Here is a 24,758-nt window from a genome sequence, read left to right as displayed (position 1 = left end):
AGCAAACAGCGCCAGGTTTTGATCTATTCAAGGATGTGTGTCGTGAACCGCGTAATCGCACAAGAAGGCGCCGCCGGCATTGCAGCTGCCGTGGCTGAAAGCGTCCAGTACCAGGGCCGTAAGGCCAGTCGTCGGGGCAGCGAGCAACGGCGGCAAGACATTCTCGATGCGGCCATGCGTATTGTGGTGCGTGAGGGCGTACGAGCCGTGCGCCATCGGGCGGTGGCGGCGGAAGCGGGCGTGCCGTTGTCGGCGACCACCTACTACTTCAAAGACATCGATGACCTGCTGACCGACACCTTCGCGCAGTACGTCGAACGCAGCGCTGCCTTCATGGGCAAGCTGTGGGTACGTAACGAAGGCCTGTTGCGCGAGATGGTTGCCTACGGCGATGGCAGCCCGGAGTCACGTTCGCAATTGGCCGATGACATCGCGCGCCTGACCGCCGACTATGTGCTGCGCCAACTGACCAACCGTCGCGAACACCTCATGGCCGAACAGGCGTTTCGTCAGGAAGCGCTATTGAACCCGCGCCTGGCCGAACTGGTGCGTTCCCATCAGCAGATTTTATTGCAGGGCACCGGGCAGTTTTTCCAGGTGTTGGGCTCCCGCGAGCCGCAGCAGGACGCCAAGGTGTTGACGGCGATTATCAGTCGGATGGAATATCAGGGCCTGTTGGGCGGCGCAGAGCCTCTGACCGGTGAAGAGATGCTTGAGATCCTCAAGCGTTACATGCATTTGGTGTTGGCCTCGGTCTGACACCGGAGGGTGTCTGATGAAAACCTGGCGTATCGCGCTAATCGCCTTGTCGTTCCTGCTGCTCAGCGGTTGTTTGGTGACCTTCAAGGAGCCGCTGGCAAGCCGTGAAGCGGCGCCGAATGAGTTGCTGGGCCACTGGTCCAGCAAGAATGCCTGGGGTGAGCCGCTCAACTTACACATCACTCGCGCCGGTGAGCACCGCTACAAAGCCGTGAGCTACCCTAAAGCGGCGCCGGGCCAGCGCGATGAGTACCTGTTTACTGTGTCGCGCCATGGCAACCGGTGGTACCTGTCGGCGCCGTTGCCTACAAAGTTCGGTGGGAATTTTATCCTGGCCGGCTTCGAATTCGACGAAAAGCACGAATTGGTGGTCTACAACCTGGATCTGGAGCAGATCCGCCAAGCCATCGGCCAACAGGCATTGGATGGAGGCACCGTAGAAACCGTCGAAGGCGACGGGGTGTTGGTGGACAGCCCCATGGACCGGGTATTCGCCTACCTGGATGACCCGGCCAATGCCGATGTGTTCGTTGAAGCCGCGCGCTATCAGCGTGCGGGCAAATAACGTTTAAAGAAGGAAGCACCCGGTGGACGATTACCAGCAGACGATACGCACCTTGTCCGATCGCATTGTGCTGGCACAGACACCGATTCGCGTCCTCGACGCCGTCAAATGGGACGACACTATTCGCCAGGGATTCCTCAAGGCCAAGGGCAAGGCAATGCCTGCCGTAGACCGCGACTATTACCTGAACCGGCCGCTGTCGTTTGACTCCAGTGCGGTGAAGCTGGAATTCCAGAATATCGAGCGTGACATCACCCGACGCCTCGGCCAGTTCAGCCCGGTGGGGCAGATCATGCGTCGCATGTGCCGCGAGTACCGCATGGTGGTGCGGATGCTCGAAGCGCGCGGCACCGAGGACTTCGGCCTGATTTCCCAAGAGCTGTACGGCGCCGCCTCCGATGCGTTCCACGCCGGCGACCCGACCCTGGCCGACCTGGGCCTGATGCTCTCCGACTACCTGAATAACATCGACGGCCGTGGCGACCTCAAGGACGAAGCCAAGACCCTCACCGCCAAGGACGCCGTCGCCCTGCTGCAAACCCGCCTGAATAAGGTGTTCGGCGAGGCGGAAGAAACCATTCGCGTGTTCGAGTCCGACGGCATCGTTGCGGATGCAGCGGCGGGGGCCGACTACATCAAGATCCGCGCCGATGCGATGTTCAACAATCGCGACGTGCGCGCCCTGGAAGTCCATGAAGGCCTGGTGCACGTCGGCACTACCCTCAACGGCCAGAACCAGCCGATCTGCACTTTCCTGTCCAAAGGCCCGCCGTCTTCCACGGTGACCCAGGAAGGCTTGGCGATTCTGATGGAGATCATCACCTTCGCCTCCTACCCGAGTCGCCTGCGCAAACTCACCAACCGCACGCGCGCTATCCACATGGTGGAGGAGGGCGCCGATTTCCTGCAGGTGTTCGAATTCTTCCGCGAGCAAGGCTTTGAAATCGCTGAAAGCTATGGCAACGCCAGTCGCGTATTCCGTGGCTCGGTGCCCAATGGACTGCCGTTTACCAAGGATTTGTCCTACCTCAAGGGCTTCATCATGGTCTACAACTACATCCAGTTGGCCGTGCGCAAAGGCAAGCTGGAACAGGTGCCGTTGCTGTTCTGCGGCAAGACCACTCTGGAAGACATGCGTACCCTGCGCCAACTGGTGGACGAAGGCCTGGTGGTGCCGCCCAAGTACCTGCCTGAACAGTTCCGCGACATGAACGCATTGGCGGCGTGGATGTGCTTCTCCAACTTCCTCAACCACTTGAGCCTTGATCGGATCGAGGCGGATTACTCCAATATCCTCTGAAGAAACCGGGTCTAAATGTGGGAGGGCGCAAACCACCTCCCACATTGAATCTTCAACAGACGGTCAACTTCATCTTAATCACGAGGCTTCAACGGATGAGAATCCTCGGCATTCTATGCCTGCTACTCACATTGAACGGTTGCAGCTCCCTGCTGTTCTACCCCGAACCCGGCCTGCCGTTCACGCCCGAAAAAGCGCACTTGCAATACCGCGACGTCACCCTCACCACCGCCGACGGCGTGAAGCTGCACGCGTGGTGGCTGCCGGCCAAGGCTGGCGTGCCCGTCAAAGGCACGGTGCTGCACTTGCACGGCAACGGCGGCAATCTGGCCTGGCACCTGGGTGGCAGTTGGTGGTTGCCGGAGCAGGGCTATCAGGTGCTGCTGGTGGACTATCGCGGATACGGGTTGTCCGAAGGCAAACCGTCCTTGCCGGCGATCTATCAGGATGTGGATGCAGCGTTCAGTTGGATCGACAAAGCCCCCGAAACCCAGGGCCCGCCGCTGATTGTTCTCGGCCAGAGCCTGGGCGGTGCGCTGGCCGTGCATTACCTGGCAGAGCATCCGGAGCGTCAGGCCAGGCTTAAGGCGCTGGTACTGGATGGTGTGCCAGCCAGTTATCGTGACGTAGGACAATTCGCCCTCAGTACCTCCTGGCTAACATGGCCGTTTCAAGTGCCCTTGTCCTGGCTGGTCCCCGACGCCGACAGTGCGATCAACGCCATGCCTCGGCTGACCGGCGTGCCGAAACTGCTGTTCCACAGCCTGGATGACCCGATCGTGCCGCTTTCCAATGGCATCCGTCTGTACCAGGCGGCGCCACCGCCCAGGGTGTTGCAATTGACCCGAGGCGGTCATGTGCAGACCTTTGCCGACAAGACCTGGCAAACCGTGATGCTGCGCTACCTGGATGACCCGCAGCACTTCAACGGCCTACGCCGCCTGGGCGAAATTCCGAACTACCCCATTCCTAAAGTTGACTGATCAGAGAGCCCGCAATGAGCGAAGAACGCAACATGATCCCGCTGATTCTCACCGGCATCGGCACCATCATCGGCACCGTCGGCTGCCTGTGGTACTACGGCTACCTGCACTTCGCCAAGCCGGAAGATGCGTTGTTGCTCAGTGACTTCACCATGCTCAAAACCGTGCCTGGCGAGGACTACAAAATTTCTTTGACCCCGGCGGCCCAGGTGGCGCAGTGCGTCGATGGCGTGCTGGTGATGTTCGACACCGAGCAGAAAGGCCTCAGTGGCGTGCTGGTAAACAACAAGAAACAGGCAGTACGTTGTATGGGGCAGGAAACGCCACAACTGCAGCAGTAAGCCCTCTTAAAACCTCACGATTTACGACTCGCCCCCGTAGATCGTGCAGTTGCAGCCCCCGTACGGAACTGAAATATCTGGAACCGTATCGCGCCAGCAACCACTGAATGCGGTATGACTTACACAGATCGGGGCCGAAAACGTGGCGATCACTATTGCTGCAATACGCAACATGCTGGACATGGCGAGGGGGCATGAGTCGTTGCAACGGCTGGATGCTCAGGACCATGAACTCCAGCAAATGATGGACAAGCTGTCACACAATACTTATGGCGCGAAGATAGAGCTGCCTGCTGAGGATACGCATCGAACGGTCCAGTTCGATGAGCCCAAAAAAAACCCACCGTAAGGTGGGTTTTCTTATCCAGCGTTAATCAATCAGTTAGCGACGGAAGAGCGTGGCTTCACTGGTTGGTTATCGTTAGAGATGGTCACCTCAACACGACGGTTCATGGCACGGCCCGACACGCTGCCATTATCGGCAACCGGGTATTCCTTGCCGTAGCCGGTGGTCACGATGCGGCGTGGATCAACGCCCATCTTGATCAGCGCAACCTGAACCGAAGCGGCACGGCGCTCCGAGAGGCTCTGGTTGTAGGCGTCGGCGCCGGTGCTGTCGGTGTAACCCTCAATGATCACTTGGCGATCCGGGTTTTCCTGGAGGAACTGCGCCAGCTTGTTGATGTTTACCAGGCCGCTGGATTTCAGATCGGCCTTGTTGGTAGCAAACAGCACGTCACCAAAGGTCACCAGGGTGCCGCGATCGGTTTGCTTAGCGTTCAGGCTGTCTTGCAGTTGCTTGATCTGAGCGTCACGAGCGTCGAGCAGGGCGCGGGCGCGTTCGTCACCAGCATTTTTCAGCTTGGCCTCGGACTCGCGCAGCGCGATGGTGTCTTTAGCCACTTCAACGCGCTGATTGGTCAGGTAGGCCAGTTGGTCGACTTTCTTCTGGTCTTCCTTGTCGCGATAGGCTTTGTCAGCCTTGTCCAGCCAGTCCTGAGCGTCCTTGGTTTCCAGAGCCGCTACTTTGGTGGCGTTCGGGTTGGCCTGCAGGGCCGAGAAGTTGGTCCGTGCATTTTCCAGGTTCGCGTTTGGCGGGGTGGAGCAAGCCGCCAGTGCAACGCTCATCGCCAGCAGGGCAGGGATCATCAATTGTTTACGCATAGTCATGTCGTCCTTTCAATTCGATATCGGGTGCAATGCAATCAGGGGCAGCAGCTTATTTCTGCTGGATAGCAGCCGGGCGCATGCCTTCCTGACGCAGCTCCTGAACAGCTTTCTGGGAGTCCTTCACAGCCTGGTCGGCTTTGGCGGCCTGGGCTTTGCGCTCTGCAACGCGAGCATCCCACTCGGCTTGCTCGGACAGGCGACGGGCTTCGTCGTAGTTCTTGTCATGCATGGCGATTTCGGCTTGCTTGAGCTTGTCCTGGGCCGACTTCATTTCTACGGCCGCGTACTCGGTGCCGCCGGCGCTGACAGCGCTGTTCACCGCGGACTGGGTTACTGCGTATTGCTCAGTCGGAGGGTTGCCGGCGCAGCCCGCCAGAACGAAGCTGGTGCCGATTGCCAGCGCGGCCAATTTAAGCCCGCGCAGGTGGTTAAACGAGGATTTGGCAGTGCTGGTCTTCATCGTCTTCAACTCCATTGGATAACTCCTGAAAAACTTCAAAATCCATCGCAGGTGGTCAGCGGTTGTGGGCCTGGCGGTTAAGCGCGGGGCACCTATTCAAACGGCTGTTCCAAGTGATGGCTTACTGGCTGTGACCGGAGGCTTTTTTGAATAGTTCAGAGAAGATGGCGATTTGCCTAAAAAAATAACTGACTGAACGGTCAGCGTAAAAAAATGGAACTTTTGCTGCGCGCAGAAGTACGCCGGGCCTCTTGGAGGCCCGGAATACAAGGGGTAGATAGACGGGGGTTAGTGCTTGGATTCGTCGACGCTGGTCGACAAGTCATGCAGATAGCGCCGCGACAACGTGAGAAAACGCGGCGTAGGGCCGACGTCTTCATAAAGCGGATCGCCCTCTTCATCGGTGGCGATGACGTGTTGCCCTTTGATGTAGGGGAAGCTGGCTTCCAGCTCTTCAAGGGCCGCGCCGATCAGCTCACCGAGCAGTTCTTCGGTACTGCGCTTGGGGTACATCTCGGCGATGGCCGCCAACCGTGCGGCGGCCTCTACATCAAGATGGATGGCGTACTCGGTCTTGGTCAAACGACCCTTAGCGTTCTCTTCCCAATGCTGGGCCAGTTCTCGAATTTTCATGGCAACCTCAATAAAGCCCGCGATGGCAGGCGGTGATGAGTGACCAGTCGCTCGCGTGGATAATGCGGCGGCTCACAGTTGAGACTAGCTGCAAGCCGCAAGGTTTAAAGTCTTGTCATAAAACGATGCTGACGGCACTCTGGCAGGCCTGCGCGTCCCGGATTTCTGGCTGGAGATTGGCTGATGAGTGATATCGATGCACGCTTGCGTGAGGATGTTCACCTGCTGGGTGAACTGCTGGGCAACACCATTCGAGAGCAGTATGGCGATGATTTTCTCGACAAGATCGAGCAGATCCGCAAAGGCGCCAAGGCTGACCGCCGGGGTGCCGGTGATGAGCTGAGCACCAGCCTCAACCAGTTACAGGAGGACGAACTGCTGCCCGTGGCTCGGGCGTTCAACCAGTTCCTGAACCTCGCCAATATCGCCGAGCAGTACCAGTTGATTCACCGGCGTGACGAGTCGCAGCCGGCACCGTTCGAATCCCGTGTGTTGCCTGAATTGCTGGCGCGTTTGCAAAGTGAAGGCCATAGCAATGAATCCCTGGCCCGCCAGTTGGGGCGCCTGGAGATCGAGTTGGTCCTCACCGCCCACCCCACCGAAGTGGCGCGCCGCACCCTGATCCAGAAATACGATGCCATCGCCGCGCAACTGGCGCTGCAAGATCACCGCGACCTCACCACGGCTGAGCGCGAACAGATCCGCCAACGCCTGCAACGGTTGATCGCCGAAGCCTGGCACACCGAAGAAATCCGCCGCACCCGACCCACTCCGGTGGACGAAGCCAAATGGGGCTTTGCGGTGATTGAGCATTCGCTGTGGCACGCCATCCCCAATTATTTGCGCAAGGCTGACCAGGCCCTGCATGCCGCCACTGGCCTGCGTCTGCCTTTGGAAGCCGCGCCGATTCGTTTTGCGTCGTGGATGGGCGGCGACCGCGACGGCAACCCGAATGTGACCGCGCCGGTCACCCGTGAAGTGTTGCTGCTCGCACGGTGGATGGCCGCTGACTTATACCTGCGCGATATCGACCACTTGGCGTCCGAACTGTCGATGCAAAAGGCCAGCCCGGCGTTGCAGGCCAAGGTTGGCGACAGCGTCGAGCCCTACCGCGCCGTGCTCAAGCAACTGCGCGAACGTCTGCGAGCCACACGCCAATGGGCGCACACCGCATTGAGCAGCAGCACGCCGGCACCGGCCGAGGTGTTGCAGAACAACCGCGACCTGCTGGAACCGCTGGAGCTGTGCTACCAGTCGCTGCATGAGTGCGGTATGGGTGTGATCGCCGACGGTCCGTTGCTTGATTGCCTGCGCCGTGCTGTGACCTTTGGCCTGTTTCTGGTGCGGCTGGATGTGCGCCAGGATTCCAGTCGCCATTCGGCGGCCATGACCGAAATCACCGATTACCTGGGCCTCGGTCGTTACGACGAGTGGGACGAAGACGCACGCATCAGCTTCCTGATGAAGGAATTGGCCAACCGGCGACCGCTGCTGCCGGGCTATTTCAAACCGTCGGCGGACACAGCCGAAGTACTCAACACCTGTAAGGAAGTGGCTGCCGCGCCGGCTGCCTCGTTGGGTTCTTATGTCATCTCCATGGCCGGCGCCGCGTCGGATGTGCTCGCCGTGCAATTGCTGCTTAAAGAGTCGGGCGTACAACGGCCGATGCGCGTGGTGCCGCTGTTCGAAACCCTGGCCGACCTGGATAACGCCGGTCCCGTGATCGAACAACTGTTGCTGCTGCCGGGCTACCGTGCGCGCTTGCAGGGCCCGCAGGAAGTGATGATCGGCTACTCCGACTCAGCCAAGGACGCCGGCACCACCGCTGCTGCGTGGGCGCAATACCGCGCCCAGGAACGGTTGGTGGATATCTGCCGCGAGCAACAGGTGGAACTGCTGTTGTTCCATGGTCGCGGTGGCACCGTCGGCCGTGGCGGCGGCCCGGCACACGCCGCGATCCTGTCGCAGCCGCCGGGCTCGGTGGCAGGGCGTTTCCGTACCACTGAGCAGGGCGAGATGATCCGCTTCAAGTTCGGCCTGCCGGATATCGCCGAGCAGAACCTCAATCTTTACCTGGCCGCCGTTTTGGAAGCGACGCTGCTGCCACCGCCCCCACCCGAGCCAGCCTGGCGCCACTTGATGGACGAATTGGCCGCCGATGGTGTGAGCGCCTACCGTGCGGTGGTGCGGGAAAATCCGCAGTTCGTTGAATATTTTCGCCAGTCCACCCCCGAGCAGGAGCTCGGCCGTTTGCCGTTGGGCAGTCGTCCAGCCAAGCGCCGTGCTGGTGGTATAGAAAGTCTGCGCGCCATCCCGTGGATCTTCGGCTGGACACAGACTCGGCTGATGCTGCCTGCCTGGCTGGGCTGGGAAGCGGCGTTGAGCAAGGCGTTAGAGCGCGGCGAAGGTGAACTGCTGGGGCAGATGCGTGAGCAGTGGCCGTTCTTCCGTACCCGTATCGATATGCTGGAAATGGTCCTGGCCAAGGCGGATGCCGATATCGCGCGTCTATATGATGAGCGCCTGGTGCAGCCGGATCTGTTGCCATTGGGGGTGCACTTACGCGACCTATTGTCGCAGGCGTGTGACGTGGTGCTTGGCCTGACTGGCCAGTCGCAACTGCTGGCCCACAGCCCTGACACCCTGGAGTTCATTCGCCTGCGCAACACCTACCTTGATCCCTTGCACCTGTTGCAGGCTGAGTTGCTGGCACGTTCGCGCCAGCAGGAAGCGGCGCAGGACAGCCCTCTGGAACAGGCGCTGCTGGTGTCCGTGGCCGGTATTGCCGCCGGGTTGCGCAACACCGGCTGAGGTTTTTTGCGTGTTCTCAAGGGCTTGCAGATAAACCACGACGACCGTCCGGAAAAGGGCGGTCGGCGTTTATAGCGTCGGGTTGCACTCAGGCACACCCTACCTATGGCGCATGCCGGGCGCGGTTCCTGCGACTTTTGGCGGCTTGTGTGGTTAAGGCCTGCTGTGTATCTTGATCAGCCTTTGGCCGTTTGGGCGGCCGGAATCCTATTTTTACGAGCCATACTTCTACGAGATTTGCCCCCACGCGGTGAATCCGAGCGTCATCTCTATATAAAAAATTGAGGAGCACATCGATGCGCGTCATTCTGCTGGGAGCTCCCGGGGCCGGTAAAGGTACTCAGGCAAAGTTCATCACTGAAAAATTCGGCATTCCACAAATCTCCACCGGCGACATGCTGCGTGCGGCCGTCAAGGCTGGCACCGAGCTGGGCCTGATCGCCAAGAGCGTGATGGACAGCGGCGGCCTGGTCTCCGATGACCTGATCATCAACCTGGTCAAGGAACGCATCAGCCAGGAAGACTGCAAGAACGGTTTCCTGTTCGACGGCTTCCCACGCACCATTCCCCAGGCTGAAGCCCTGGTGAAGGCCGGCGTTGAGCTGGATGCTGTGGTCGAAATCGCCGTTGAAGACGAAGAAATCGTCCAGCGTATTGCCGGTCGTCGCGTTCACGAGGGCTCGGGCCGCGTGTACCACGTCGTCTACAACCCGCCGAAGGTTGAAGGCAAGGACGATGTCACCGGTGAAGACCTGGTGCAGCGTAAAGACGACACTGAAGAAACCGTGCGTCATCGCCTGTCGGTCTACCACTCGCAGACCAAGCCATTGGTAGATTTCTACCAGAAGCTGTCCGCTGCCCAGGGCAAGCCGAAGTACAGCCACATCCCTGGCGTTGGCTCGGTAGAAGCCATCACTGCCAAGGTGCTGCAAGCACTGAGCTGATCCTTCGATCGGCTCGCTCAACAACGGCCCGCTTGCGGGCCGTTGTTGTTTATACTGGCGCACTTTTTTTCGACTTGGACACCCACACCGATGAGCACCCTGCTGGCCCTGGACACCGCGACTGAAGCTTGCTCCGTTGCCTTGCTGCACGATGGCATCGTTACGAGCCACTACGAGGTGATCCCGCGCCTGCACGCGCAGAAGCTGTTGCCGATGATCAAGCAACTGCTGGAAGAGGCGGGCACCACCCTGGCTGCTGTCGATGCCATCGCTTTTGGTCGTGGTCCGGGGGCGTTTACCGGTGTGCGGATCGCCATTGGCGTAGTCCAGGGCCTGGCATTTGCCCTGGAGCGCCCGGTATTACCGGTCTCCAACCTTGCGGTGCTGGCCCAGCGCGCATTGCGTGAGCATGGCGCTTCGCAAGTCGCAGCTGCCATTGATGCGCGGATGGATGAGGTCTATTGGGGTTGCTACCGCGAAACCGCTGGCGAGATGCGTCTGGTGGGCGTGGAAGCTGTGCAGTCACCGGAATCGTCAGTATTGCCGGACGATGCTAGCGGCGACTGGTTTGGTGCGGGCACTGGCTGGGGCTACGGCGAGCGTATCGGCGTTCAACGGGTTGGCCAGGACGCCGCCATGTTGCCTCACGCGGAAGATCTGCTGACCCTGGCGCGCTTCGCGTTTGAGCGTGGCGAGGCGATTCCTGCGGATCAGGCTGCGCCGGTTTATCTACGCGATAAAGTGGCTCAAACCAAAGCCGAACGCGGGATTATTTGACGCCAAAAATGATGGCAATGTGAGGCAAAAGTCGCCAATCGTCAGAATTTGCCACGGGTTTTAAACCTTTTTCAAATTATGTGTTCTAGTTATCACCAGAGCATTTGCGCGCTACGGATTGCGCCACTAAAATGCCATCACCGATACCGAGTTCGCATCGATGCGTATAGACGGCTTTTCCTCACAGTCCTACCCAATCAAACGTAAGCCACGTAAGGCGAACGTCACGGTAGACGAGTCCGTCGAAGACTCACCGGACTTCATCGAAGTCCAGCCCGATGCACAGTCCAACGCCCAAGCGCGACTCAGCGGTCTTCCCGCCCGTCAACAAGACATGGTTTTCCCGCGCTCGATGAGCAAAAGCGTTGCCACTGCCCTGGCCAGCTACCTGACCACCGCCGGCTTTGTCGAATGGGATATGGAAGTGTTGGGCCTCGACATCCACATCTGATGCGCCTGCCTTACTACCTCGGTTGCCCGTCCTGGAGCGAAAACGCCTGGCGCGAGTACCTGTATCCCGCCGATGCACGCTCCAGCGACTACCTTGCCCTCTATTCCCAAGTCTTTAATGCGGTTGAAGGCAATACCACGTTCTACGCCCGCCCTTCGGCCGCCACCGTGCAGCGCTGGGCCGACATCATGCCCGACGATTTTCGTTTCACAGCCAAGTTTCCAGGTGATATCAGCCATGGCGGCGACTTGCGTGAGCAATTGCCAGCGGCAGAAAGCTTTGTCAGTTTGATGAGCCCGCTCGGTGAGCGGGTTTCGCCGTTGTGGCTGCAACTGTCGGCGAGTTTCTCGCCGAAGCGCCTGGCGGAACTGGCCGGTTTTATTGATGGACTGGAGCGCCCGCTGGCAGTGGAAGTGCGCCACCCGGAGTTCTTCGCCAAGGGCGATGCCGAGCGCATGCTCAACCGTCTGCTGCGCGACCGTGGCGTCGAACGTATCTGCCTCGACCCGCGCGCATTGTTCAGTTGCACGTCCACATCGGCAGCGGTGCTGCATGCCCAATCAAAAAAGCCCAAGGTGCCCACACGCCCGGCCGCGCTGACCCAGTTTCCCCAAGTGCGATTTATTGGCCATCCCGAGCTTGAGGCTAACGACCCGTTCCTGATCCCATGGGTGGAGAAAATTGCCGGCTGGATCGAAGAGGGCCGCACGCCCTATGTGTTCCTGCACACCTCGGATAACCGGCTCGCCGCGCAACTGGCACTGCGCTTCCACGCCCAGCTGATGGCGCGTCTGCCTGGCTTGCCCGCGTTGCCGACATTGGATCGGCAACCCGAAGTCGAACAACTGGGGTTACTCTAAGGCTCCTTTTTTCGCCAGGATTCAGTCATGGATGCCCAAACCCGACGCGCCGAAACCTTCAAGGCCTTGCATGAGCGCGACCGCGCCTTCGTGATGCCCAATCCTTGGGACGCAGGCTCCGCAGTAATGCTCGCCAGCCTCGGCTTTGAAGCTCTCGCCACGACCAGTGCGGGTTACGCGTTCAGCCTGGGGCGCCCGGATGCGGAAGGGGCGTTGTCCCTGGAAGACACCTTGCTCAATGCCGCCATGATCGCCAAGGCCACCGCACTGCCGGTGGCAGCCGACCTGGAAAACGGCTTCAGTGATACCCCCGAAGGCTGTGCCCAAACCATCCTGCGCGCTGCTGCCAGCGGCATTGTCGGCGGCTCCATCGAAGATGCCACAGGTATCAGCGCCGACCCGATCTACCCCTTTGACCTCTCAGTGGAACGTGTGGAAGCCGCCGTCGCCGCCGCTCGCAGTCTGCCATTCCCCTTCACCCTGACGGCCCGTGCGGAAAACCTCCTGCATGGTCGCCTGGATTTACCTGACACCATTCGCCGTCTGCAGGCCTACGCCGAAGCGGGTGCTGACGTGCTGTATGCGCCGGCCTTGCGCAGCGCCGATGAGGTGTTGGCGGTGGTCAAGGCCGTGGCGCCAAAGCCTGTGAATGTATTGATGTCCGGTGGGCTGAAACTCAGCGTGGCGCAATTGAGCGCGATGGGAGTGAAGCGCATCAGCGTGGGATCGGCCATGGCGCTGGCGGCTTATGGTGAATTCTACCGGGCGGCCCAGGAAGTCTATGAACTGGGCACGTTCAGCTTTACTGAACGCTCGATGCCCTTCAGCACGGCCAATCAGTTCTTCAAGGGCTAAGCGGTGCGTTTTTTCAAAATATTGGGCGTGTTGCTGCTGCTCGGCGGTGCTGTTGCCGTGGGCGTATGGCGAGGCTGGGTGCCGCTGCCCGCTGAGTGGAACCCGTGGGCGCCGCTCGACGTGCGTGCCAGTCCGAACCTGTTGACCCGCTACAAACTGGGTCGCCTGCAGGAGGATCCGGCGTTGTGCGACGAGGTGCTGAAAACGTCCGGTCTGCGTGTCAGTCATCAGGCGGACACGCCCGCAGACGCCGCCTGCCCTTTGCGCAATACCTTGCGCGTGCAGGGCGCAGAAGTGGCATTAAGCAGCAGCTTTCTCGCCAGTTGCCCGTTGGCGGTGGCGTTCGCACTGTTTGAGCGCCACAGCCTGCAACCGGCGGCGCAGGCGGTGTTCGGCCAGGCGGTCACGCGGGTCGATCACTTGGGCAGCTTTGCCTGCCGCAATATCTATGGTCGGGCCGAGGGGCGGCTCAGCCAGCATGCTTCGGCCAATGCCCTGGATATCGCCGGGTTTCGGCTGGCGGATGGGCGCAGTATCAGCGTGCTCAAGGATTGGCCGGGGGAGGGCGCCAGCGCACGGTTTTTACGTCAGGTGCGCGATGGTGCCTGTGATGATTTCAACGTGGTGTTGAGCCCGGATTACAACGCCGCGCACCGCAACCATTTCCATCTGGACATGGGGCGTTGGTGGGTGTGTCGCTAAGGCTCAGGCCGCCAGGCGCAGGTTGTTGGCGATCAGTGGGCGTGCCCAGTGGTAGTCGAAGTCCAAGGCCTTTTGTTGGGCCACCAGCTCTTCGATCGGGTACGGCGTGGCGGGCGGCGGCAGCAAGTCCAGTTCGAACTCCGCGATCGGCAGGTGCAGAGGGCGAGGTTGCGGCGCCGGGCTAGGCTCGGGCAGCGGTTGGCCTGCGGTGAGGACGATGGGGCGTACCCAAGCGCTTTCGAAGTTCTGTTGGCGCTGCTGGGCGACGATTTCTTCGTCCGGGAACGGAGTCGCAGCCGGTGGCAGCAACTCGGTTTCGAATTCGGCGATCGGCAGGAAAAGTGGCTCAGGCGGAGCGATTTCAGTGTCCTTCACGTCGCACTCACGCTGCGTGAGGATCTGCGACAGCAGGTCGGCGCCTTCGTGGGGTTCTACCGCAGGGTCCACCGGCGCCGGCGCCTGGGCGGCCAGCGCGCCCGGCGTATCGCCGAGCTGCTCGGCCAGCGCTCGGGCGAAGAAGTCTTGCCACACATGACTCACCCCGGCCAGCGCTTGAGTATTGCGCAGGCCGTAATGGTTATGGGTCGGCAGTACACCGATGGTTAGGGGGAGAATGTCTGACATTTTTCTCGGTCGACGCTCAGCTCTGGCAAAATACCTGACTGTTATTTTTATCGGCCGCTGTTTGCCGATCCTTAATATTTTTGAGCGTAGTGATTCATGAGCGAACAACCAGCGGCCAGCCGCATCCAGGTCGAGGCTTTGGGCGAAGGTTTTAAGGGCCGCGCCGAGCAGTGGGCATCTCTGCTTGGCTTGCCTTTACAGCTCGCGGACGCGGACTTTTCCCTGCAAGTTGGCGAGCATGGCCTACAGCTGCAACAGCTAGGTCCTGACGCGCCGGGCCCGGTGCGGGTGGACTTTGTTGAGGGAGGTGCAGCTCATCGTCGACTCTATGGTGGCGGCAGCGGGCAGATGATCGCTAAAGCCGTAGGCATCGCCCAAGGCGTGCGCCCTCGGGTGCTGGACGCCACGGCAGGCCTGGGCAAGGACGCGTTTGTGCTGGCCAGCCTGGGCTGTGAGATGAGCCTGATCGAGCGCCAGCCGTTGATCGGCGCTTTGCTTGAAGACGGCCTGGCGCGTGGTGCAGATGACTTTGAAGTCGCGCCAATCGTGGCACGCATGAAGCTGCTCAAGGGCAACTCCATCGACGTTATGCTCAACTGGGAAGGCGAGCCGCCCCAGGTGATCTACCTCGACCCAATGTTCCCTCACCGTGAGAAAACCGCCTTGGTGAAGAAGGAAATGCGCCTGTTTCGGCCGCTGGTGGGTGATGATCCGGATGCGCCAGCCTTGTTGGCCGCCGCCCTGGCCCTGGCCAGCCATCGCGTGGTGGTCAAGCGCCCCCGCAAGGCGCCGTGCATCGAGGGACCAAAGCCGAGCCATGCGCTGGACGGCAAGTCCAGCCGGTATGACATCTATCCCAAAAAAGCGCTCAAAGCCTGATGTTCAAGGCCTGTACGCCCGCATAAACAACCCTACTACCTCCTGCACATGGGCTTCGGCGGCGTGTTCACTCAGATGCCCGCCGCAGCCATACAGCAGGCAGAAATTTGCCGTGCCCTTGAGCAGGCAGAAGAAGTGCTCGGCCGCCGTGAAAGGTTTGTCGATGCTCAGGGCACCGCTCTGGTCGATCTTGCTGAGCAGGCGCTCCATGCCCTGGAGCATGCGCATGGGCCCGGCTTCGAAAAAGATCTGTGAGAGTTTCACGTCCTGATTGCCGGTGGTCATCATCAAACGATGCAGGTTCACCGACTCCTCGCTGTTGATCAGCCGATGAAAACCGCGCGCGATATTCAGCAACACCGTCTCGACTGGCATGCCCTCCGGCAGCTCGAAGTACATCACCGGTAGCTGCTCTTCGCATGTCGCCACCACGGCGGCGGTGAACAAGGTCTCTTTGTCGGTGAAGTGGCTGTAGACGGTCAGTTTCGACACGCCTGCCTCAAGGGCTACGGCATCCATGCTGGTGCTGGCATAACCATTCCCCAAAAACAGAGTTTTCGCTGCCTGAAGAATTGCCTGGCGTTTTGCCATGTCCTTGGGACGCCCGGGGCTATTGGTGTTAACGCGATTGTCGGACATTTTCACCTTTAATACTGGACTGGTGAGTTTGGTATTAATAACATACTGGCCAGTATAATTATTCCTAGCTTCATTTGCGAAAGGTCCTTCAGCATGCGCAGCACTTTCCTGCCCTTTGCGTTGCCTGTCAGCCTGGTCTTAATTTTGGCCGCCTGCGGCCATGAAGAATCGGCCCAGATCACCGTCCGCCCTGCCATGGTGGTGCAACCGCAACCGTCGGCACAGTCGATGGACAGCTACCCCGGAGAAGTGCGGGCTCGCTATGAGCCGGACCTGGCCTTTCGCATCGGTGGCAAAGTCAGCAAACGCCTGGTTGAAGAGGGTGAACGCGTCAAGGCCAACCAACCGTTGGCGGAACTCGACCCCCAGGACGTGCGCCTGCAACTGGAGGCTACCCGCGCCCAAGTCGCCGCTGCCCAAGCTAACCTGAGCCTGGTCCGCGCCGAGCGCGATCGCTATAAGACCCTGATGGACCGTCAGATGGTCAGCCGTTCTCAGTACGACAATTCCGAAAACCTCTACCGATCCGGCGAAGCGCGCCTCAAGCAGATCAAGGCCGAATTCGACGTGGCCAGCAACCAAGCCGGTTACGCCGTGCTCCGTGCCCCGCAGGATGGAGTCGTCGCTAAGCGCGCCGTGGAGGTCGGCCAAGTGGTGTCGGCTGGCCAAACCGTGTTCACCCTGGCCACCGATGGCGAGCGCGAAGTGCTCATTAGCCTGCCCGAACAAGGCTTTGGTCGCTTCAAGATCGGTCAGCCGGTAGCCGTGGAGTTGTGGAGCCAGCCGGACCAGCGTTTTACGGGACGCATCCGTGAACTGTCTCCCGCAGCCGATCCAAAATCGCGCACCTTTGCCGCCCGAGTGGCGTTTACCGGCGGTAAAGTCCCGGCGGAATTGGGCCAAAGCGCTCGCGTATTCATACAGACCGAGGGTGTCGTTCCGCTGTCGGTGCCGCTGTCTGCCCTCAGCGCGGAGAATGGCGCGTCTTACGTCTGGCGTGTGGAAACGGACAATACCCTCAAGCGCGTACCGGTGCGCATTGGCGCCTTCGGCGAAAAAACCGTTCCGGTGCTGGAAGGCTTGAAGCCCACCGATTGGGTGGTCGCCGCGGGCGTGCATGTGCTCCACGAGGGCCAGCAAGTGCGCCCGGTGGATCGCTCCAACCGTGTCGTGAATCTGGCGGCCAAGGAGTAGTCCCCGATGGGTTTCAATCTTTCCGAATGGGCGTTGCGTAATCGCCAGATTGTACTGTTCCTCATGATCCTGCTGGCCGTGGTTGGCACCTTGTCCTACACCAAGCTGGGACAAAGTGAAGACCCGCCATTCACCTTCAAAGCCATGGTGATCAAGACCAACTGGCCCGGTGCTACGGCCCAGGAAGTCTCGCGTCAAGTCACCGAGCGCATCGAGAAAAAACTGATGGAAACCGGCGAGTACGAGCGCATTGTCTCGTTCTCGCGCCCTGGCGAGTCCACGGTTACCTTCATTGCCCGCGACTCCATGCACTCGGCGCAGATTCCTGAGCTGTGGTACCAGGTGCGCAAGAAGATTAGCGACATCCGCCAGACCTTGCCGCCGGATATCCAGGGTCCGTTTTTCAATGATGAATTCGGCACCACCTTCGGCAATATCTACGCGCTGACCGGCAGCGGTTTCGACTATGCCGTGCTCAAGGATTACGCCGACCGCATCCAGATTCAGCTGCAACGGGTAGCGGATGTGGGCAAGGTGGAATTACTCGGCCTACAGGATGAGAAAATCTGGATCGAGCTGTCCAACCTCAAGCTCGCCACCCTCGGCCTGCCATTGGCAGCGGTGCAGCAGGCGTTGCAGGAACAGAACGCGGTGTCCACGGCCGGCTTCTTTGAAACCCCGAGCGAGCGCGTGCAACTGCGTGTGTCGGGCAACTTCAAGACAGTGGAGGAGATCCGCGACTTTCCGATTCGAGTGGGCGACCGGACCTTTCGTATCGGCGATGTAGCTGACATTCACCGTGGCTTCAACGATCCGCCGGCACCGCGCATGCGTTACATGGGCGCCGATGCAATCGGTCTGGCCGTGGCCATGCGCGACGGCGGCGATATCCTGATATTGGGCAAGGCGCTAGAAGGCGAATTCGCACGTTTGCAGAAGAACCTTCCGGCAGGCATGGAGTTGCGCAAGGTGTCGGACCAACCGGCAGCGGTGAAAACCAGTGTTGGAGAATTCGTGCAGGTATTGGCCGAGGCATTGGCGATCGTATTGCTGGTGAGCTTCTTCTCCCTCGGCGTACGCACCGGCATGGTGGTGGCCCTGGCGATTCCGTTGGTGCTGGCGATGACCTTCGCCACCATGTATTACCTCGGCATTGGCCTGCACAAGATTTCCCTCGGCGCACTGGTACTCGCCCTCGGTTTGCTGGTGGATGACGCGATCATCGCCGTGGAAATGATGGCAATCAAAATGGAGCAGGGCTACGACCGGCTCAAGGCCGCCAGTTTCGCCTGGACCAGCACCGCCTTCCCGATGCTCACCGGCACGCTGATTACGGCGGCAGGTTTTCTGCCGATTGCCACTGCGCAATCGAGCACCGGCGAATACACCCGTTCGATTTTCCAGGTGGTGACCATCGCGTTGCTGGCCTCGTGGGTCGCCGCGGTGGTGTTCGTGCCATACCTGGGGGAAAAGCTCCTGCCGGACCTGGCGAAGATTCACGCAGCCAAACATGGCGCTGAGGGCCCGGATCCCTACGGAACGCCGTTCTACCAGCGCGTAAGGCGTTTGGTGGAGTGGTGCGTCACTCGACGTAAAACCGTGATCGTACTGACACTGCTGCTGTTTATCGGCTCAGTGGCGCTATTTCGCTTTGTGCCGCAGCAGTTCTTTCCGGCCTCGGGGCGCCAGGAGCTGATGGTCGACCTGAAACTGGCCGAAGGCGCGTCCCTGAGCAACACTGCCGATCAGGTCAAACGCCTGGAAGCCTTGCTCAAGGATCATGCCGGCATCGAGAACTACGTGGCTTACGTCGGCACCGGTTCGCCGCGTTTCTACTTGCCGTTGGACCAGCAACTGCCCGCCGCGAGCTTTGCGCAATTTGTGGTGCTGGCCAAAACCATCGAAGAGCGCGAAAGCCTGCGCACCTGGCTGATCGCAACCCTCAACGAACAATTTCCCGACCTGCGTTCGCGCGTCACCCGCCTGGAAAACGGCCCGCCCGTGGGTTATCCGGTGCAGTTTCGCGTGACCGGCGAACACATCGAGGAAGTTCGCGCCCTTGCACGGAAAGTTGCCGCCAAGGTTCGCGAAAATACCCACGTGGTCAACGTTCACTTGGACTGGGAAGAGCCGAGCAAAATTGTCTACCTGAACATCGACCAGGACCGCGCCCGCGCCCTTGGTGTGAGCACTGCCAACCTGTCGAAATTCCTGCAGAGTTCACTCACCGGCTCAAGCGTCAGCCAATACCGGGAGGACAACGAATTGATCGAGATCCTCCTGCGCGGCACGGTCCACGAACGCACCGAACTGTCGCTGCTGCCTAGCCTGGCGGTGCCGACCGACAACGGTAAAAGCGTGGCCCTGTCGCAGATCGCCACCCTCGAATACGGATTCGAGGAAGGCATCATCTGGCACCGTAATCGCCTGCCGACGGTCACCGTGCGCGCCGACATCTATGGCAAGGAACAACCGGCGACGCTGGTGCAGCAGATCCTGCCGACCCTCGAAGGCGTGCGGGCCGAACTGCCGGATGGCTACCTGCTGGACGTCGGCGGTACCGTCGAGGACTCCGCCCGCGGGCAGAACTCGGTGAAGGCCGGCGTGCCGCTGTTTATTGTGGTGGTGCTGACCTTGCTGATGCTGCAACTGCGCAGCTTCTCACGCACGGCAATGGTGTTTCTCACGGCGCCGCTGGGCTTGATCGGCGTCACGCTGTTCCTGCTGGTGTTTCGTCAGCCCTTTGGCTTCGTAGCCATGTTAGGGACCATCGCCTTGTCGGGCATGATCATGCGCAACTCGGTGATCTTGGTGGACCAGATCGAGCAAGACATCAAGGCTGGCTTGGCGCCGTGGCAGGCGATTATCGAAGCCACCGTCCGACGCTTCCGCCCGATTGTGCTGACGGCACTCGCGGCGGTATTGGCGATGATCCCGCTGTCTCGCAGTGTGTTCTTCGGACCGATGGCGGTGGCGATCATGGGCGGGCTGATTGTGGCGACGGCGTTGACGCTATTGTTCCTGCCGGCACTGTATGCTGCGTGGTTCAAAGTGAGGAAGGACGTCGCGTAACCATGTTGGCCACTGTTTCAGCCCTGATATTGCTACTGCTTGCCCCTGGCCCTACCAACACCCTGCTGTTTCGCGCAGGTGTGTTGTTCGGGTTTCGGGCATCCTGCAAGCTCGTGCTAATCGAGTGCCTGGCGTACTTGCTGCAAGTGTCGGCATGGGGTGTGGCGCTTCTCTATCTCGCGGCGTTTTCACCGTGGGCGTTGAAGGCGACGCAACTGGCGGCGGCGTGCTACCTGCTGTATGTGTCGTGCAAATTGTGGCAGCGCAAGAACAGCGAGATCAGCCCTGCCGAAGATCGCTTCACCGGGTTGTACTTCTTTTTGTTGACGGTCATGAATCCCAAGGGCTTGCTGATCGTTTCCTTTATCGCTCCGTCCAATACGTTCACCGCCGCGCAAGGTTATGCCGAGTTCATGGGGTTATTGGCGTTGGTGGTTGTGCCGGTAGGCGCCGCTTGGGTGTTGTTGGGGAGTCGCTTCGAAGGGATGCAGAAGAGTTGGCTCACGCCCTTGAAGATCAATCGAATCACGTCGATTGCCATTGGCTGCTTCGCAACCTTGATGATGGGCCGACTGGCCGATTCAGTTTTTCACTAGAATCGCTCCCCGTTGCAGGGAGCGATCCTCGCGCTGCTTATAGTGCTCCAAACACCTTCTTCGCCAAACTCGTCGCTGCAGCGGCCGGGTTCTTGCGAATCGTCTCTTCCTGCTGCGCAATCATCTTGAACAAACCATCCAGCGCCTGTTCGGTCACGTAGTTTTCGACGTTGGCGCTCTTGGCATCCACCGCACCAAAGGCTGCCGCTTTGCCCGCCAGGGCGTTGTACTGCTGGGCCACGCCGACCTTATCCGTAGCGGCCTTGACGATCGGCAGGAACTTGGCGCGGATTGCATCGCGCGAGCTTTTGTTCAGGTATTGGGTGGCCGAATCCTGGCCGCCGCTGAGAATGCCTTTAGCGTCGGTCACGCTCATGTTTTTCACGGCGTTGACCAGGATCGGCTGTGCCTGGGTCACAGCGGTTTCAGCCGCTTTGTTCATGCTGGTTTCCAGTTGCGTAACCTGGTCGCCCATGCCGAACATTTTCAACTTCTCGGCAACTTTGCCCAGTTTGCCCGGCAGGCCGATCTTCACTTCAGGGTTGTCGCTGAAACCGCCGGGTTTGCCCAGTTGTTTCACTGCGATCTGTGCGCCTTGGGTCAGGGCATCCTTAAGGCCGCCGCTGGCGTCGCCTTGGGACAGGCTACTCAGGTCCAGGGCCATGGCGTTGGCGCCGAGCAGCAGGCCGGCACACAGAGCAGTGAGGCGAAGGGAATTACGGAGCATTTGCGCTTCCTTATGATCTGGAAAATATCAGTGTGCGACCGCATCAACCCGCAGGCGCAGCGGCTGCGGATCCTGGCCGTTGAGCTGCACGGCGTGACGTTCGGTAGTGATAAACAGTAGCTTGCCATCCTGTTCGATGCGAGCACTCACCGAATAACTGTGGCCCGGTTTAATCTGTGCCGGGTCGTAATTCAGGTGAAACGGCAGCGGTACCTGGCCTTTGATCGGGCCTTTCTGTTCCGCAAGGATCACGGCCGGGGCGTCCATAAGGGACACGTCCTGCAGGCTGACACTCAAGGTTGCTGTTGGCGGCAGGGCGATGCGTTGCAGGTAAAACACTTCGCCATCGAGGCTGGCCTTGGGGGCAGGGGTCATGGATTGGCAAGCTCCCAGCAGGGCGGTCAGGCTCAGGAGGATGATCTTTTTCATGGTGCGGCTCCTTGTCAGCGACGCCAGCATCCCGCTGGCGCCTTATTCAATCTAGCGGGTTTCTTCAGGCTCATCCGGTTGTTCGGCTGCGCCATCAACACGATGCAGGGCCACCTGGCGAATCGACAGGCGAATCTCAGCCGGCAACACCCGTTTGGCCGCGCCTTCTGCCAGTTCGCCGAGCAGATCGTGATAACTCAGTTTGCCGGCCTCATCGCGACGCAGCACATCTTGTTCCAGCAGCGTCTGGATGAAATGTCGGAAAAGGCTCTTGTCGAAGAACTCCGGGGCATTGAGGCCATGCAGGATCGACAGACGCTGGGCCATGATCGTGCACAGGTCCTCCAGCTCTTCGGCGCTGATGGTGTTCTGGCCGCTGTTGAGCAGCAGCGAGATTGCCATGTAGAAGCGTTGCAGGGTCTGGGCGATGCTCTTGGACAGCAGCGTCAGCAGTACGAATTGCCGCGAGCTTGGCGCCGGGCGCAAGTACACGTTGTTTTCGAAGCGCAGCAGACCTTGTTCGACAAAGGCTTCCAGCCACTGGTCGACGACAGTGTCCAACTCCTCCAGCGACCAGCGGATAAACAGCTCCGATTGCAGGTATGGGTACAGCGCGTGGGTGTAGCGCAGAATTTGTTCGCGGCTCATCCGCGAACTGCTCTGGAAAAAACTCGCCAGCAGCGCCGGCAGGGCAAAGATGTGCAGCACGTTGTTGCGGTAGTAGGTCATCAGGACGGCGTGCTGCTCGTCCAGGTAGACAATCTTGCCGAGGGCGTCGCTCTGTTCTGACAGCAGGTCCATGTCCTTGACGTGCTTGATCAGCGCCAGGCCATCCCCCTCGGGCAGAGTGGTGTGGGGTGAGTAAGGCACGCGGCGCAGCAGCGCGAGGTACAGGTCCAATTGGCGGGCCATGGCCTGTTCGTCCAACGCCAGGCGTGTGGTGGACAGCAGCGCCAGGGCCACTAGGTTCACCGGGTTCACCGCCGCCGCTTCGTTCAAGTGGCGGGCCACCCGCTCGCTGAGGCGGTTGGTGGTTTCGTTGAGCCACGCCGGCTTGTAGTTCGGGGACAGTTCCTGTGTGCGCCAGTCGGGTTGTTCGCTGTCGAGGAATTCCGCCAGCTTGATCGGCTCGCCGAAGTTGACCGCGACCTGGCCAAAACGCTGCTTGAGCGCGCCGACCACTTTGAAAATGTCGAAAATCGACTCCTTCTTCTTGCTCGCGCCGCGTAGTTCTCCGAGGTAGGTCCGGCCTTCCAGCACGCGTTCATAGCCGATATACACCGGCACAAACACAATTGGCATACGCGAGGAGCGCAGGAAACTGCGTAGCGTGATCGCCAGCATCCCGGTCTTCGGTTGCAGCATGCGCCCGGTACGCGAGCGTCCGCCTTCGACGAAGTACTCAACCGGGAAACCCTTGGTGAACAGGGTGTGCAGGTATTCGTTGAACACCGAGGTGTACAGCGGGTTGCCTTTGAAGGTGCGGCGCATGAAAAACGCCCCGCCACGGCGCAGCAAACTGCCGATCACCGGCATGTTCAGGTTGATGCCCGCGGCGATATGCGGCGGGGTCAGGCCATTCTTGAACAGCAGGTAGGACAGCAGCAGGTAGTCGATATGGCTGCGGTGGCAAGGCACGTAAATCACCTCGTAGCCTTGGGCAACCTTTTGCACGCCCTCGATGTTATTGACCTTGATGCCGTCGTAGATTTTGTTCCAGAACCAACTCAGCACCACTTCGAGGAAGCGGATCGCGGTGTAGGTGTAGTCCGAGGCGATTTCGTTGCCATAGCGCAGGGCCTGGGCCTTGGCTTTTTCGGGGCTGATTTTTTCCCGTTCGGCTTCATCCAGGATCGCCTGACGCACCAGCGGCATATTCACCAGGCCTTTGACCAGGTTGCGGCGGTGAGACAGGTCGGGGCCGATTACGGCTGTCTTCAGGTTACGAAAGTGCACACGCAGGATGCGCTGGGCCATGCGCACAGTGCGTTCGTGCCCTTTATTGTGCTCGATCAATTCACGCAGGTTGATGGGCGCGGAGAATTGCACACGGGTCTTGCGACCAAGAATCAGGATGCTCAACAGACGGCGTAGACGGCCGGTGACGGCCCAACTGTCGGCAAACAGCAGTTTCCACGGGCTGGACTCGCTCGCCGGGGTTTGGCCCCAGAACACACTGACCGGAATGATTTGTGCATTCTCTTCGGCGTGTTCGCTCAGGGTGTTGACCAGGCGAGTCAGGGTGGGCGGCGCGCCGCGCTTGTCCTGACGGCCGAGCCAGTCCGGTTCAGGCGTGAGGTAGAAGAACGCCGCCGGCTCCATCAACGGGCCAACCGATACTGGCAGCACCGGGCGCGGCAGGCCGGCCTTGGTGCACTCGGCATCGACCACCGCCAATTCGGTGAGGGAGGGCGATTGCAGGACGTAGAACACCGGCCGGCTGCGGTCCAGGTTGAGGGTAAGGGACGACTGGTTGATCGTTTCCGAGCGAACCCAGAGGTACAACAGTCGGCGCAAGGTGCCAAACACCAGACGGCGGAACGGGGAGCGGGTCATAGGCGAGCTGCTTCAAGTGGAAAAAACCGAGCAGGCGCTCGGGCGCGTAGTGTGCCGTATTCGCCGAAAATCGGCAAAAAAGCAGCGATGTAAACTTGAGTTGATCGTTTTTGAGCCTGTCTTATACTCGGCAGTTCAACGCGACTGACTCAACAATAAAAAAACGTACGTGGGAGTAAGACAGATGGCAACGCGCGAAACCGGCAATGTGAAGTGGTTCAACGATGCAAAGGGCTATGGCTTTATTCAGCGTGAAGATGGCAAGGATGTGTTCGTGCACTACCGCGCTATTCGCGGTGATGGCCACCGTTCCCTGGCCGAGGGCCAGCAGGTGGAATACGCCGTGGTGACCGGCGAGAAGGGCTTGCAAGCGGAGGATGTGGTCGGTTTGTAATACGGGTTTTTGTTACACCGCAGAACCCATGTGGGAG

At 60.0% G+C, this 24,758-nt stretch carries 26 protein-coding genes; 18 read left to right on the top strand and 8 right to left on the bottom strand.

The genetic code is table 11. The features are described 5' to 3' along the window. Window positions 1–42 precede the first annotated feature (42 nt). The 6 genes from BW43_RS00580 to BW43_RS0127880 all read left to right on the top strand — a co-directional run bounded on the left by BW43_RS00580 (window position 43) and on the right by BW43_RS0127880 (window position 4,297). On the top strand, window positions 43–759 hold the full coding sequence (locus BW43_RS00580; protein ID WP_032891717.1) for a TetR/AcrR family transcriptional regulator: 717 nt from the start codon (window positions 43–45) through the stop codon (window positions 757–759). A 16-nt stretch (window positions 760–775) separates the two neighbouring features. Then, a complete protein-coding gene (locus BW43_RS00585) occupies window positions 776–1,324 on the top strand; it encodes a hypothetical protein (protein WP_032891716.1) in 549 nt (182 codons plus the stop codon). Window positions 1,325–1,346: 22 nt separating this feature from the next. Further along, complete coding sequence (locus BW43_RS00590; RefSeq protein ID WP_032891715.1) at window positions 1,347–2,624, top strand: flavohemoglobin expression-modulating QEGLA motif protein; 1,278 nt, start codon at window positions 1,347–1,349, stop codon at window positions 2,622–2,624. A 95-nt stretch (window positions 2,625–2,719) separates the two neighbouring features. Then, window positions 2,720–3,607, top strand: coding sequence for an alpha/beta hydrolase (locus BW43_RS00595; protein ID WP_032891714.1), 888 nt, complete (start codon window positions 2,720–2,722; stop codon window positions 3,605–3,607). A 14-nt stretch (window positions 3,608–3,621) separates the two neighbouring features. Then, complete coding sequence (locus BW43_RS00600; RefSeq protein ID WP_003172217.1) at window positions 3,622–3,948, top strand: hypothetical protein; 327 nt, start codon at window positions 3,622–3,624, stop codon at window positions 3,946–3,948. 142 nt (window positions 3,949–4,090) lie between these two features. Further along, complete coding sequence (locus tag BW43_RS0127880; RefSeq protein WP_032891713.1) at window positions 4,091–4,297, top strand: hypothetical protein; 207 nt, start codon at window positions 4,091–4,093, stop codon at window positions 4,295–4,297. A 29-nt stretch (window positions 4,298–4,326) separates the two neighbouring features. Here BW43_RS0127880 and BW43_RS00605 read toward each other — a convergent pair whose 3' ends face one another. The 3 genes from BW43_RS00605 to BW43_RS00615 form a co-directional block, all read right to left on the bottom strand. Beyond that, window positions 4,327–5,112, bottom strand: coding sequence for an OmpA family protein (locus BW43_RS00605; RefSeq protein ID WP_032891712.1), 786 nt, complete (start codon window positions 5,110–5,112; stop codon window positions 4,327–4,329). A 55-nt stretch (window positions 5,113–5,167) separates the two neighbouring features. Beyond that, the gene (locus BW43_RS00610) at window positions 5,168–5,593 is read right to left on the bottom strand and encodes a DUF4398 domain-containing protein (protein ID WP_032891711.1); all 426 of its coding nucleotides are present in this window, start codon (window positions 5,591–5,593) and stop codon (window positions 5,168–5,170) included. Between the two features lie 273 nt (window positions 5,594–5,866). Further along, the gene (locus BW43_RS00615) at window positions 5,867–6,211 is read right to left on the bottom strand and encodes a hypothetical protein (RefSeq protein WP_032891710.1); all 345 of its coding nucleotides are present in this window, start codon (window positions 6,209–6,211) and stop codon (window positions 5,867–5,869) included. Between the two features lie 183 nt (window positions 6,212–6,394). On the opposite strand from BW43_RS00615, the gene ppc reads away from it, so the two are divergent. From ppc to BW43_RS00650, 7 genes are all read left to right on the top strand, one after another. Next, on the top strand, window positions 6,395–9,022 hold the full coding sequence (gene ppc, locus BW43_RS00620; protein WP_032891709.1) for a phosphoenolpyruvate carboxylase: 2,628 nt from the start codon (window positions 6,395–6,397) through the stop codon (window positions 9,020–9,022). A 296-nt stretch (window positions 9,023–9,318) separates the two neighbouring features. Continuing rightward, window positions 9,319–9,966, top strand: coding sequence for an adenylate kinase (gene adk, locus BW43_RS00625; RefSeq protein ID WP_003172225.1), 648 nt, complete (start codon window positions 9,319–9,321; stop codon window positions 9,964–9,966). A gap of 90 nt (window positions 9,967–10,056) precedes the next feature. After that, on the top strand, window positions 10,057–10,743 hold the full coding sequence (tsaB, locus tag BW43_RS00630; RefSeq protein ID WP_032891708.1) for a tRNA (adenosine(37)-N6)-threonylcarbamoyltransferase complex dimerization subunit type 1 TsaB: 687 nt from the start codon (window positions 10,057–10,059) through the stop codon (window positions 10,741–10,743). Between the two features lie 160 nt (window positions 10,744–10,903). Continuing rightward, window positions 10,904–11,194 (top strand): hypothetical protein, encoded by a 291-nt coding sequence (locus BW43_RS00635; protein ID WP_032891706.1) that lies wholly within the window; start codon window positions 10,904–10,906, stop codon window positions 11,192–11,194. After that, window positions 11,194–12,054 (top strand): DUF72 domain-containing protein, encoded by an 861-nt coding sequence (locus BW43_RS00640; protein WP_032891705.1) that lies wholly within the window; start codon window positions 11,194–11,196, stop codon window positions 12,052–12,054. Before BW43_RS00635 ends, BW43_RS00640 begins: the two co-directional genes overlap by 1 nt. 27 nt (window positions 12,055–12,081) lie before the next feature. After that, window positions 12,082–12,909 (top strand): oxaloacetate decarboxylase, encoded by an 828-nt coding sequence (locus BW43_RS00645; RefSeq protein WP_032891704.1) that lies wholly within the window; start codon window positions 12,082–12,084, stop codon window positions 12,907–12,909. Window positions 12,910–12,912: 3 nt separating this feature from the next. Continuing rightward, window positions 12,913–13,611 carry an extensin family protein gene (locus BW43_RS00650; RefSeq protein WP_032891703.1) on the top strand — a complete coding sequence of 233 codons (699 nt, stop codon included), beginning with the start codon at window positions 12,913–12,915 and terminating at the stop codon, window positions 13,609–13,611. 3 nt (window positions 13,612–13,614) lie between these two features. Here the strand turns inward: BW43_RS00650 and BW43_RS00655 are convergent, their stop codons facing one another. Then, window positions 13,615–14,235 (bottom strand): hypothetical protein, encoded by a 621-nt coding sequence (locus BW43_RS00655; protein ID WP_032891702.1) that lies wholly within the window; start codon window positions 14,233–14,235, stop codon window positions 13,615–13,617. A gap of 96 nt (window positions 14,236–14,331) precedes the next feature. Between BW43_RS00655 and BW43_RS00660 the strand changes: the two genes are divergently transcribed. Continuing rightward, window positions 14,332–15,114: a class I SAM-dependent methyltransferase gene (locus tag BW43_RS00660; RefSeq protein WP_032891699.1), complete on the top strand. Its 783-nt coding sequence runs from the start codon at window positions 14,332–14,334 to the stop codon at window positions 15,112–15,114. A 3-nt stretch (window positions 15,115–15,117) separates the two neighbouring features. Here BW43_RS00660 and BW43_RS00665 read toward each other — a convergent pair whose 3' ends face one another. After that, window positions 15,118–15,753 carry a TetR/AcrR family transcriptional regulator gene (locus BW43_RS00665; protein WP_032891696.1) on the bottom strand — a complete coding sequence of 212 codons (636 nt, stop codon included), beginning with the start codon at window positions 15,751–15,753 and terminating at the stop codon, window positions 15,118–15,120. A 93-nt stretch (window positions 15,754–15,846) separates the two neighbouring features. Between BW43_RS00665 and BW43_RS00670 the strand changes: the two genes are divergently transcribed. Genes BW43_RS00670 through BW43_RS00680 form a run of 3 tightly spaced genes read left to right on the top strand, consistent with a single transcriptional unit; the run spans window position 15,847 to window position 20,615 of the window. Further along, window positions 15,847–16,947, top strand: a complete 1,101-nt coding sequence (locus BW43_RS00670; RefSeq protein WP_032891693.1) for an efflux RND transporter periplasmic adaptor subunit — start codon at window positions 15,847–15,849, stop codon at window positions 16,945–16,947. A 6-nt stretch (window positions 16,948–16,953) separates the two neighbouring features. Beyond that, the gene (locus BW43_RS00675; RefSeq protein ID WP_032891691.1) at window positions 16,954–20,019 is read left to right on the top strand and encodes an efflux RND transporter permease subunit; all 3,066 of its coding nucleotides are present in this window, start codon (window positions 16,954–16,956) and stop codon (window positions 20,017–20,019) included. Between the two features lie 2 nt (window positions 20,020–20,021). Further along, complete coding sequence (locus tag BW43_RS00680; protein WP_032891688.1) at window positions 20,022–20,615, top strand: LysE family translocator; 594 nt, start codon at window positions 20,022–20,024, stop codon at window positions 20,613–20,615. A gap of 37 nt (window positions 20,616–20,652) precedes the next feature. Here BW43_RS00680 and BW43_RS00685 read toward each other — a convergent pair whose 3' ends face one another. From BW43_RS00685 to plsB, 3 genes are read right to left on the bottom strand one after another with little or no spacing between them, the layout of a single operon-like run. Continuing rightward, entirely contained in the window at window positions 20,653–21,342 is a 690-nt protein-coding gene (locus BW43_RS00685) for a DUF4197 domain-containing protein (protein ID WP_032891686.1), read from the bottom strand. Between the two features lie 27 nt (window positions 21,343–21,369). Next, window positions 21,370–21,771 carry a YbaY family lipoprotein gene (locus BW43_RS00690; RefSeq protein WP_032891684.1) on the bottom strand — a complete coding sequence of 134 codons (402 nt, stop codon included), beginning with the start codon at window positions 21,769–21,771 and terminating at the stop codon, window positions 21,370–21,372. A gap of 51 nt (window positions 21,772–21,822) precedes the next feature. Then, window positions 21,823–24,327 (bottom strand): glycerol-3-phosphate 1-O-acyltransferase PlsB, encoded by a 2,505-nt coding sequence (gene plsB, locus BW43_RS00695; RefSeq protein WP_032891682.1) that lies wholly within the window; start codon window positions 24,325–24,327, stop codon window positions 21,823–21,825. Window positions 24,328–24,511: 184 nt separating this feature from the next. On the opposite strand from plsB, the gene BW43_RS00700 reads away from it, so the two are divergent. Next, complete coding sequence (locus BW43_RS00700; protein WP_032891681.1) at window positions 24,512–24,721, top strand: cold-shock protein; 210 nt, start codon at window positions 24,512–24,514, stop codon at window positions 24,719–24,721. The last annotated feature ends 37 nt before the right edge of the window (window positions 24,722–24,758 follow it).

This window comes from Pseudomonas sp. RIT357, from assembly GCF_000632245.1.
GTDB classification, from domain to species: Bacteria; Pseudomonadota; Gammaproteobacteria; order Pseudomonadales; family Pseudomonadaceae; genus Aquipseudomonas; species Aquipseudomonas sivasensis.
This window is presented reverse-complemented; position numbering and strand designations above follow the sequence as displayed.